The following is an 11220-nucleotide window of genomic DNA, read 5'->3' on the forward strand; positions in this document are numbered from 1 at the left end:
CTCCGTCGTACGAGGGCGGCGTACTAATCGATACCGTCGCAGGACTGCAACTCACCGCTCGGTCGAGCTACACGCTCCAGTGGCCGGTCTGAAGAGAGTACGTAACTGGTCTAAAAATCGATGACGCCCGGCATCTACTCGATGCTCTCTCATAGGTTTTGCCAGGTTGACTCTGTCCGTAGACGGTTCGACGGACCAGTGTACGAGCAGTTTCGTTGTCGAATCCCGGTTACTGATACCAACAGCTATCTGGAATTTTACTGAATTGACTCTAAACTTGATATGAACGCGTTCGAATGACCACTATGATCTCGTATGGCGCTCAAGGAACTGAACAGTGTGTGTAGATGAACTATCTCTTCCGAGTATAAATTGTACCGTATAACACACGGTAATATTATTTGGAAATTTATATATGTGCGCTATAATTGCTTGTTGACATGCACAGACGCCGATTGCTGGCACTAGCTGGAACCGTCTCGACGGTCGCTGTCGCAGGATGTACGAGTAGCGACGACAGTGAGGAGGACGAACCGACCGAATCGACCGACGAAACCCAGGAAGCGGACAGCGAGACGTCGTTGGACGACTTCGAGTTCCCGGAGCACGCGAGTCGCGAAGGGATAGATGCAGTCCACATCACCGACGAGCACCTGAATACCATCCAGGATAGCGGCTCGGTAACGGTGTCGAGGTCCAGTGAGCGCGAATTCGGGCGCCACTCGAATGAGGAGCATCTCGAAGCACAGCTGTCCAGGGCCGGTATCCGTGCAACCTGGGACCGCGGCGACTACGAAGAAGCGACCTGGACGGAGATCGGTGACTCTCGCGGATTGATCCGTCGTGACGGCGGTTTTCAGGAAACGTTCCAGATCACCTCGGAGGCCCCGCACACGAGCGAGATTCTCGGCGAGCACACGCTCGAACTGTTCGCGGAGGGATTCAGCTTCGGCGAGGCGGAAGCGGCAGTCGAGATCGATGGATCGCTCACTGCCCAGTACGACGTCGAGTCCGTCGCCGATTCGACCACGGTCGAGCGATTGGTTCACGCCGATTCCATCGACGACGCGACCGGTTCGGTGTTCGTCACCGAAGACGGTACCCTCAAGCGGTATAGCTACGACATCGAATTCGATGCTCACGGCGAGTCGCGGAGTCAATCGATCGAAACGACGTACTTCGACATCGGAGAAACCACGGTGACTGAACCGGACTGGGCGGAAACAGCCCGTGCGGAGGGCCGACAGTTCACGGCGACGAAAACCGACGACGGCTATCTCGAACTCGAACTGGCCAACGGCGATTCGATTTCCGCCGGATCGAACGTCGACATCAGCACCCCGGCTGGACACGAGAACCAGCAGCTCTCGGAAGCGCTCACGGTCGGCGATCGGATCGTCATGGGGGCCGACAGCGCGGGTCTGTCGATCGAAATAAACGGCACACCGGATTCGTCGAGCGGGATCGACACTCGCCACGTGTACCTCCACATCCGAAGCGATGGACTGCCGATTTACGACGGCTCGGTCCCGTTGTAAGGGCGAGTCGGCTTACCGTTGACAGGTACCGCTCTCGGACCCGACGGCATCGAACACGGGCCAATTGGGTCTCTCCGGCCGGAGTCTCTGTGCGCCCTCCCGAACGTGCGCTCAGTCCCGGTCGGTCTCGCTCCAGTCGCAGTCCTGGCACTTCCAGCCGGTGACGAACTCCGTGACTGAGGGCATGTAGCCGACTTTCAGGACGTCTCCACCGCAGTCTGGACACTCCCTGTCGGCGTCCTCGATCGACTCGGCCTCCATCACCGACCCGTCCTCGATCAGTTCCGCGAGTTTCTTGCCCGTGACCATTCGTCCCTGAACGACGCGATTCTCACTCACACTCGACCGTTCGGGTGCGGGCCCCTAAGCGTTTTCAGGTCGACTCGAGGCCGAGTCGCCTCGAACGGACGGCGACCCGAACGCGAATCGGACGATTTAACCCCGTGAGGGCAAAACCTGACACTGCGTGCGAGGGTAGCCAAGCGGCCAACGGCGGCGGACTCAAGATCCGCTCCCGTAGGGGTTCGTGGGTTCGATTCCCTCCCCTCGCACTATCACATAGTGCGGCAAGACGGAGCGTCTTGCCCTCGCAAACTTCTGCGTCCCTCTCCAAACTGAGACGGCAGTCTATCGTCTTTCAGGAATCCGAACCGATTGAAGAGCCGACGACGCGGACTCGAGATCCGCTCCCGTAGGGTCTTCGCGAGCGGAGCGAGCGAAGGCGGGGAAGTCGCAGCGCGTGAGCCCAGCGAACGCAATCGTCTTCCCGTGGTTCGCGGGTTCGAAGTTCGTCTTGCGAACTTCGAACGACGCCGGGGTTCTGCGCGAAGCGCAGGTTCTCGGCGGTAGTTCGATTCCCTCCCCTCGCACTATCATATAGTGCGGCAAGACGGAGCGTCTTGCCCTCGCAAACTTCTGCGGACACACGGCGTTCTCGAGCGACGGGTTTCGACGGCTGACCTGTTCTCAACCGCCGGTCCTTCCGTCCGGAATCGGGCTACGTTCTCCGCGTCCGATCACCACTCGAGGAGCGCCCGTCGGCCGTGTGCCCAGAGGAGAATCACGAAAAACGTCGCGACGCCGGTCAGCGCGAACGCGCCGCCGACGTAGAAGACCGAGGCCATGCTCACTTCGTACATGAGCCAGCCGCCCAGCAACGGCGCGACGACGCTGCCGGGCCGCCAGACGAGTTCGCGGATTCCGAAACTCGAGGCGACGCCGCCTTCGTCGGTTCCCTCGTCGGCGAACAGCGCCATACTCGCGGGTTCGCGGAAACTATCCGCGATACCCAGCAGTCCGGAAAGCGCGACGAGCGGAAGAAACGCCGCGGAGACGCCACTGAACAGCGTGAGTCGAGCGGGGATCGACTCGAGCGGGAGCATCGCGGGAAGCGTCGCCCCGGCGAGGATCGCGGGGAGTCCGAGAGCGATCTCGGACGACAACCCGAGCGCAGCACCGATCGTCGGCGAGAGCGGGACGAGCAAGGCGACCAGGCCGTACGCCGCACCGCCGGCGAAGCGAAGATCGCTCGACCGTAGCCGTCCGAGAGCCGTCCAGTAAAGGGCTGACAGCACATGTTGGTGATCTTCTCGGCGACGACGGTGAGCGCGACTGCGAGGCCGCCGTACGCCAGTCCGCCCTGTGCCGCCGAATGCCCCGAACGGACGACACTACTCGTCGCGGTTGGTCGGCGTCTGCAGTGCCGCATTGCTATCTCTTTTCAGTCCGCCCAACAGACGAGTGACAATGAGCGAACGCGAACAGGATGCTCGCCGAGCGAGCGTCGCGCTCCGCGCGGCCAGCGCCGGTGCGGACGTCGCCGTGGAGTCGTTTCGGACCGATCTCGAGATCGAACGGAAAGACGGGAAGACCGACGTCGTCACGCAGGTCGATCGAGACGCCCAGCAGACGGTGATCGAGGTCCTCGACGACGAGTTTCCGACGGACCCGGTCGTCGGCGAGGAGGAGGGCGCACTGAAAGCGGTCCCCGAAGACGGCCCGGCCTGGATCGTCGACCCCATCGACGGGACGAATAACTACGTCAACGAGTGTCGGGCGTTCGCGACTGCCGTCGCCGCCGTCCGCGACGGCGAACCGGTCGGTGCGGCGGTCGTCTGTCCCGCGCTCTCGGATACGTACCGCTCCGGTCCCGACGGTGCAGTTCGCAACGGCGACCCGCTCTCGGTCAGCGACGTGAGCGATCCCGAGGCTGCGACCGTCTGTCCGACCTTCTGGTGGGACTACGACCAGCGCGACCAGTACGGCGCGGCGACCCGCGCGATCGTCGACCGGTTCGGCGACATGCGCCGGTTCGGCTGCGCCCAACTCGAGCTCGCGATGGTCGCTTCAGGGACGCTCGAGGGAACGATGACCAACCTGCGGGCCAACTCGTGGGACACCGTCGCCGGGGTTCACCTGATCCGCGAAGCCGGCGGGACCGTCACCGACCTCGAGGGGAACCGCTGGCGACACGACAGCCCGGGACTGGTGGCGTCGAACGGCGCGATCCACGACGAGCTCCGTGCAGCCGCACGGGAGATCGACCGCGAGACGCAATAACGGCCGAGCTGCGGAGACTCCCGTCGACCGATCGACGCTCCGGGCCGACGACGGCTCTCGAACCCTCGTTTCGGTGACGGTCACTGGACCTCGACTGTCAGTACCTGTGGGAAATCGGAAACGGTAAGCGCGCGCCCCAACGGGTATCGACCATGGACGAGTATATCGAACGGTACGGGGCCGAGCGAGTCTGGGTCGCGGCCGTTCTCCTCCTCGCTGGCGGCATCGCGCTCGCTGCTTTCCTCTTTCCACAGCGCGTGTACGTCGACTTCATCTGGCAGTACTACTGGGGCCCGGTGGTCGCCGATGCCCACGGCTGGGGCTGTATCGCGTGGGACGGCGGGGAACAGGTCCACTGTAACGACGCGTCCGCGGACGCCGGACCGACCGCATCGCCGGGCTACACCGCCGTCTCCTACGCCGGGTACATCCCGACGCTGATCCTGTTCGCGATCGGGATTCTGTTCGCGATCCGGCGCCTCGACATCGACCGCTACCGAGCGGGCTTTTTCGCGCTGTTCCCGTTCATGCTGTTCGGCGGGGCGCTCCGGACTGTCGAGGACGCGAACGTCGCCGCCTACCGCGAGACGGGTGAACTCGCGATTCAACTCCCGTGGTCGGGCTTCATCATCAGCCCGCTGATCTACTTCACGGTGGCCCTGATCGCGTTATTCGCGGTCGTCGGCTCCGTCTGGCTCGATCGGAACGACTCCGTCTCGGGGTACGAGTACCCGCTGTTCGGCGTCGGCGCGGCGGTACTCGCGACGACGGTCGGCTGGCTCGGCTATCTCGCCGCCACGACGGAGTATGTCTCGTTCTATCCGTCGATCTCGGCGATCGTCCTCACGGCCGCGACCGTCTCGACCGCGCTCGTCTGGCTGGGTATCCAGCGGTTCGCGCCCGAACTGAACAGGGGGACCGGAACGATGGGCATCGTCGTCATCTGGGCTCACGCGATCGACGGCTTCGCGAACCAGTTGATGCTCGACTGGTCGCACGTCTGGGGGCTCGGCTACAGTCCGAAACACCCGGTCAACGACGCCATCGTCACCGTCACCGGTTCGATCCTCCCCGCCAGCGTCACCGAGGTTACCGGCGCCGCCTGGCCGTTCGCACTCCTGAAACTCGCCGCACCCGTCTTCATCATCTGGATCTTCAACGAGGAGATCTTCGAGGAGAACCCGCGCTTCGCGATCCTGATGATGATCACCGTCGTCGCCGTCGGCCTCGGGCCCGGAACTCGCGACATGCTCCGGGCGACGTTCGGGGTCTGAAGCGGATTCGAGCGTGCTTGTTCTGCTACCGTTCTGTGTCAGCTACGTTTTGACGCGAAATTCACGCTCACTACGGATGCGAACGTACTGTTGTGAGACTGATTTTATGAACGCGGCCGTATTAGTAGTTGTATGGCTGATACGAACGTCGCAGTAGTGACAGCGGCGGGAAGCGGCATTGGAGAGGCCTGTGCCCGGCGACTAGACGAGAAGGGATACACGCCGGTTCTGTTGTCACGGTCGGGGAGTGCCGTCGAGGTCGCGAACGACCTCGGCGGAGACGGGTTCGAAGGCTCGGTGACCGATCCCGACGACTTGGCAGCCCTCGTCGAGACGACGAACGAACGCTACGGGCGTATCGACGCAGTGGTGAACAACACGGGTCACCCGCCGTCCGGCGACCTCCTCGAAATCTCCGACGAGGAGTGGCACGAGGGGGTAGACCTCGTTCTGTTGAATACCGTCCGGATGGCCCGACTCGTCACGCCCATCATGGAAGACCAAGGCCACGGGTCCATTGTGAACATCTCTACCTTCTCGGCGTTCGAACCGTCGAGCGAGTTCCCCGTGTCATCGGTGCTTCGAGCCGGACTCGGGAGTTTCACCAAACTCTACGCCGACCAGTACGCGGCGAACGGAATCCGGATGAACACGGTTCAGCCCGGATTCGTCGATAGTTACGACGTAGACGAAGAAACGAGAGCGCAAATCCCGATGGGACGACCGGCACGAACCGCAGAGATTGCGGACGCAGTCGCGTACCTGCTCTCACCCGCTTCGAGCTACATCACCGGCCAGAACATCCGCGTCGACGGGGGACTTACCGCGTCCGTATAGACGCCGCAGGTTCTTCCAGCGCCGTACCAACCGGACGCCGTGTTGGCTACACCCTCTCTCAGTGCGGCGGTCGTGGAAGGTATCCGTGAAATCGGTTTCCGCACCGTCACCTACGTGACCTGTCCCTCCCGTTGAGGGTGCCTCCCCTTCACTTCTCGAGGACTTCGACGGAGCCGCGCTTTTCGATCCGAGCCCGTCCGGATACGGGGTCGATTCTCTCACGAGACGCGACGACGGGTTCCGATACGGGCACATCTACACGAAGTACAGTCTCCGACTGAAGCGGCCGTCTGGAGCGATCCGAGCAAGACGAGAGTTCGATACCGATCGGCTCGCTCTCGCCCTCAGCGCTTCCAGAACGCGCCCGTGAACACCACGAGCACTGGGATGATCTCGAGGCGACCGACCCACATGAGGAAGATCATCAGGAGTTTCGAGGACCTCGGGAAATCGAGGTAGCTGCCGAACGGGCCGAGTTTCCCGAATCCCGGTCCGATGTTCCCGATGGTCGCGATGCTCGCGCTGATGGCCTCGAGAACGGAGAGCGAGTAGCCGACGCGGGCCGAGTCGAGCATGATGAACACCGTCGCGAAGACGAAGAGGAGCATGTACAGGAGCGTAAACCCGAGGACACCGCGGATCACGTCCTCGTCAACGATGTAACCGCCGAGCCGAACCGGTCTGACGGCTTCGGGGTGGGCGGCGGTGAACAGTTCTCGGCGGGCGACTTTCAACACGACCAGCCAGCGGATGACCTTGATCCCACCACCGGTCGAGCCGGCGCTGCCCCCGATAAACATCGCGAACAGAATGACGATCTGGGCACTCGTGTCCCACTCGGCGAAGTCACTCGTCGCGAATCCCGTCGAGTTCATCAGCGAACCGATCTGGAACGCGGCCTGTCGGAGCGCCGGTTCCGTCGTCCCTTCGGTCGTGCCGCCGAGCGCTTCCAGTGCCGGCGCTGCCCCGCTGTAGAGAAGCGCGCCGAGAATTCCGATCAGGACAGCGATGGCACCGGCGTAGGTTCGGAACTCGGTGTTCTGAACGACACGACGAGGTTCGCCGTGTAACACGTACCAGAAGAGTGCGAAGTTGGTCCCAGCGACGACCATAAAGGGGATGATAACCCACTGGACGATCGCGGAGAAGGCCGCAATGCTGTTCGCTTCGGGTGAGAACCCGCCGGTCGGCAGCGTCGTAAAGCCGTGGGCGACCGCATTGTAGAAGTGCATGTTCGGTGCCAGCCCGACGAGGTGGAGCCCGTAGAGCAGCGCGATGAGGAGGATCGTGAACCCGAAGTAGACGAGCCACAGGATGCGGGCCGTCTCGGCGATCTTGGGGGTGAGCTTCTGAAGCTCCGGCCCCGGTGACTCCGTTCGGATCAGTTGGGCCCCATTCACTGCGAGTTCCGGGAGGATCGCGATCATCAGGACGATGATCCCCATGCCGCCGAGCCACTGGGTGAGCTGGCGCCACATCATCAGCGCGTGGGAGTGGCGATCGACCGAGATTTCACCCATTACGGTGGCTCCCGTGGTCGTGATCCCGGACATGGATTCGAACAGTGCGTTCACCGGGAATCTGAGCGTCGACTCGGTACCGTAGCCCGCGATGAGATACGGAATCGCACCGATGATTCCGACTGCAAGCCACGAAATCGCGACGAACAACATTGCCTCCCGCGGTTGCAGGTCCGGGTCCGGGTCCGGATCGAGTCGCTCGAGGAGGTAGCCGATGGTGACAGTGATCGCGATCGTTGTCACGAAGACCAGAATATCTTCCCGATAGACGATCGCGACGACGAGCGGGACGAGTAGCGTCAGTGCGAGGTACTTGAGAACGGTTCCGGTGAGTGCGACGCTTGCCTGCCAATCAACGCGTATATTCATACTCTCACATCTGACTCCGGCCGAACCGGAAACATGCTCGAGTGAACTTTTCGTCGGCACATAATTCCACTGAATCCGGCTGGAGGAAGGGATCGAACCGGTCACGTTCCTCTCGAGGTAGATTCGAACGGCACTCACGGGTCGGACACGATCGTTGGCCGGCACGCCGATCAGTGTCCGCTACGGACTGGATCACCGCGGTGTTGACGACGAACGTACTGGATACAGTCACTCGCTCGAACGAGTTGACCAGTCTCCTTTACGTGTCCGTCTCGTACGTGGAGACGGTTGGTATGGTCCGATTCCCCAGTGTTCGTTATCCGGTTTCGTTCTTCGACGTCTTCACCGTTACCGCCGTTTCGATCACCGCTGTCGCGCTCGTACTCGCCGTCTGGCACGGCTCGTTCGTTCGCATCGAGATGGGCGTGTTTTCCGTGATTGTATTCGGCTGGGTCGTCTGGGCCGTCAATCGCATCCTGAAACAGTCGGTTCAGGAATCGAGAGACACACGCCAGCGTGAACCGAGACGATAACTCTCGGCCCGACCGCGAGCGGCTTTCGGACGGTAAACGAACCTATTAAGGGGTGAGTCCTACTTCGCCACTATATGTCCGGGACGTTCTCCGTTCAGACGTAACTCCCGGTTCGACAGCGTCCCGTCGCACTCGAGGACGGTATCTGGAGGATATCCGACGAGCCGATTCACACCGTTCGTAACCACAACATGACACGCAACTCACTGCAGATTGCCGCTGTACGGGCATCGAGGAGGGGACGATGAGCGGAGGCGACGAAGAGCTCGCGAAGGACCTCGGTCCGCTCGCCGCCCTAACGATCGGCGTCGGGACGATGATCGGGGCGGGGATTTTCGTCCTCCCCGGACCGGCGGTCGCGGAACTCGGCCCGCTGGCGGCGCTGGCGTTCGTCATCGGCGGCGGACTCGCACTGCTGACCGCGCTCTCGGCGTCCGAACTCGGGACGGCGATGCCCGTCTCCGGCGGCGCCTACTACTACGTGAATCAGGGTCTCGGCCCGATGTTCGGTTCGATCGCCGGCTGGGGAAATTGGATGGGGCTCGCGTTCGCTTCGGCGTTCTACATGTACGGGTTCGGCGAGTACGTCAACCAGTTCGTGAACATTTCGTCGCTGACGCTCGGCCCCGTCGGCCTCGAGTCGGCCCAGTTGATCGGACTGGTCGGTGCGGCGTTCTTCATCGGGGTCAACTACGTCGGCGCGAAGGAGACCGGACGGCTGCAGAACATCATCGTCGTTATCCTCATGGGGATTTTGGCGGTCTTTACCCTGTTCGGACTTCTCAACGCCGATCTGGAGACGCTCCAGCCGATCGATCCCTTCGGCTGGGCGCCCCTGCTGCCGGTGACCGGGCTGATATTCGTCTCCTATCTCGGCTTCGTCCAGATCACCTCCGTCGCCGAAGAGATCCAGGACCCGGGAAAGAACCTCCCGCGGGCGGTGATCGGGAGCGTCGTGATCGTCACCGTGATGTACGCCCTGATTCTCCTGGCGGTGCTCGCGGCCGTCGAAACCGACGTGGTCGCCAACAACGAGACCGCCGTCGTCGACGTCGCTCGGATGTTGATCGGTCCCGTCGGCGTTGTGGCACTGTTGCTCGGTGGCCTGCTCGCAACCGCGTCCTCAGCGAACGCGTCGATCCTCGCGTCCTCACGGATTAACTTCGCGATGGGACGGGACAAACTGATCTCGCCGAAGATCAACGAGATCCATCCGCGCTTTGCAACGCCCTACCGTGCGATCGCGATCACGGGCGCGTTCATCCTCCTGTTCATCGCCTTCGGAAACCTCGAGCTGTTGGCGAGCGCGGGAAGCGTCCTCCATCTCATCGTGTACGGCCTCCTGAATCTCGCGCTGATCGTCTTCCGCGAAGCGGAGCCCGAGGGGTACGATCCCGACTTCGAAGTGCCGCTCTATCCCTTCACGCCGATCCTGGGTGCCGTCTTCTCGTTCGCGCTGATCGCGTTCATCGAGCCGTTCGTCATCCTGCTCTCGATCGGGTTCGTGTTCTTCGGCGTCGTCTGGTACCTCGGCTACGCCCGCTCGGAGATCGAATCGCCCGGTGTGCTCGCCGACTACGTCATCGAGCGTTCGGAGGAGCTTCCGAACGCAGCGGTATCCGCAACCACGTCCGTGAAGCCCGAGGGCGGCGAATACCGGGTGATGGTCCCGCTCGCGAACCCCGCCCACGAGGAACATCTCATCACGCTCGGTTCGGCGATCGCCGCTCAGAACGACGGGACGGTCGTCGCCGTCAACATCGAGCAGGTGCCCGATCAGACGTCGTTGCGAGCCGCTCGAAAGCAGAAGGATCACGAGGCGGCTTCGCACCTGCTCGAGCAGGCGCGGGCCAACGCCGAGACGTACGGTGTCGACGTCGAAACCCACGTGGTGCTCTCACACCGGGGTATCGAGGAGGTGTTCGACGCCGCGAAACGGTACGGCGTCGACAGCTGTGTCATGGGGTGGGGACCGGATTCGCACGGCTCGCCCGGTCGCGTCGAAACCAGGTTCGACGAACTCGCGCGGTCGCTGCCGTGTGATTTCCTCGTCTTCCGCGACCGTGACTTCGATCCGTCTCGGATCCTGCTCCCGACCGCTGGCGGCCCCGACTCGGATCTCGCAGCCGCCATCGCGTGCACGCTCCGAGACCAGTTCGACGCGAGCGTCACGCTGTTGCACGTCGCCGACGACCGCGAACGGGGACGTCAGTTCCTCGAGGGCTGGGCCGCCGAGCGCGGCCTCGAGGACGCGAAGCACAGGGTCGAGACTGGCGACGTCCAGACGCGCATCGCCGAGGCCGCGTCGGACGCGTCCTTGCTGATCATCGGAGCGACGGAGAAGGGCGTCCTCGCTCGACTCGCTCGAGGATCGCTCATTCTCGACGTCCTCGACGAGGTCGACTGTTCAGTGATTCTCGCTGAGAAGCGTCACAAACGGGCGCTTCGGGAACGAATCTTCGGCACCAGTGGCGACGAAACGTCGGACGAGGTCGGTGTCACACCGGAGCCGACGACACCCGATTCGATCGACGGTACCGGCCAGCCGGAACAGTGATGCGGATTCGGTAATTGGCGGCGCCCGATATTC

The 11220-nt window shown here is 62.6% G+C and carries 8 protein-coding genes, 1 tRNA gene and 1 pseudogene; 7 read left to right on the top strand and 3 right to left on the bottom strand.

Going from position 1 to position 11220, the window contains the following annotated elements:
- Window positions 1-440 precede the first annotated feature (440 nt).
- Window positions 441-1538 (top strand): DUF7537 family lipoprotein, encoded by a 1098-nt coding sequence (locus tag ACSFC7_RS16470; protein WP_436343911.1) that lies wholly within the window; start codon window positions 441-443, stop codon window positions 1536-1538.
- Window positions 1539-1649: 111 nt separating this feature from the next.
- On the opposite strand, the gene ACSFC7_RS16475 is transcribed toward ACSFC7_RS16470, so the two are convergent.
- Window positions 1650-1877, bottom strand: a complete 228-nt coding sequence (locus ACSFC7_RS16475; protein WP_436343912.1) for a DUF5795 family protein — start codon at window positions 1875-1877, stop codon at window positions 1650-1652.
- Window positions 1878-2006: 129 nt separating this feature from the next.
- Here ACSFC7_RS16475 and ACSFC7_RS16480 point away from each other — a divergent pair.
- Window positions 2007-2089 (top strand) — tRNA-Leu (locus tag ACSFC7_RS16480).
- Window positions 2090-2554: 465 nt separating this feature from the next.
- On the opposite strand, the pseudogene ACSFC7_RS16485 reads toward ACSFC7_RS16480, so the two are convergent.
- Window positions 2555-3198, bottom strand: a pseudogene (locus ACSFC7_RS16485) (MFS transporter); the annotation flags it as partial.
- Window positions 3199-3284: 86 nt separating this feature from the next.
- Between ACSFC7_RS16485 and ACSFC7_RS16490 the strand changes: the two are divergent.
- The 3 genes from ACSFC7_RS16490 to ACSFC7_RS16500 all read left to right on the top strand — a co-directional run bounded on the left by ACSFC7_RS16490 (window position 3285) and on the right by ACSFC7_RS16500 (window position 6208).
- Entirely contained in the window at window positions 3285-4097 is an 813-nt protein-coding gene (locus tag ACSFC7_RS16490) for an inositol monophosphatase family protein (RefSeq protein WP_436343913.1), read from the top strand.
- 152 nt (window positions 4098-4249) lie between these two features.
- A complete protein-coding gene (locus tag ACSFC7_RS16495; RefSeq protein WP_436343914.1) occupies window positions 4250-5371 on the top strand; it encodes a DUF63 family protein in 1122 nt (373 codons plus the stop codon).
- A 132-nt stretch (window positions 5372-5503) separates the two neighbouring features.
- Window positions 5504-6208 (top strand): SDR family oxidoreductase, encoded by a 705-nt coding sequence (locus tag ACSFC7_RS16500; protein ID WP_436343915.1) that lies wholly within the window; start codon window positions 5504-5506, stop codon window positions 6206-6208.
- A gap of 344 nt (window positions 6209-6552) precedes the next feature.
- Here ACSFC7_RS16500 and ACSFC7_RS16505 read toward each other — a convergent pair whose 3' ends face one another.
- Window positions 6553-8097 (bottom strand): TrkH family potassium uptake protein, encoded by a 1545-nt coding sequence (locus tag ACSFC7_RS16505; protein WP_436343916.1) that lies wholly within the window; start codon window positions 8095-8097, stop codon window positions 6553-6555.
- A gap of 293 nt (window positions 8098-8390) precedes the next feature.
- On the opposite strand from ACSFC7_RS16505, the gene ACSFC7_RS16510 reads away from it, so the two are divergent.
- Both ACSFC7_RS16510 and ACSFC7_RS16515 read left to right on the top strand, forming a co-directional pair.
- The gene (locus ACSFC7_RS16510; protein ID WP_436343917.1) at window positions 8391-8630 is read left to right on the top strand and encodes a hypothetical protein; all 240 of its coding nucleotides are present in this window, start codon (window positions 8391-8393) and stop codon (window positions 8628-8630) included.
- Window positions 8631-8874: 244 nt separating this feature from the next.
- Window positions 8875-11187 (top strand): amino acid permease, encoded by a 2313-nt coding sequence (locus tag ACSFC7_RS16515; RefSeq protein WP_436343918.1) that lies wholly within the window; start codon window positions 8875-8877, stop codon window positions 11185-11187.
- Window positions 11188-11220: the final 33 nt, after the last annotated feature.

Source organism: Natronorubrum halobium, assembly GCF_051351675.1.
In the GTDB taxonomy this organism is placed as follows: domain Archaea; phylum Halobacteriota; class Halobacteria; order Halobacteriales; family Natrialbaceae; genus Natronorubrum.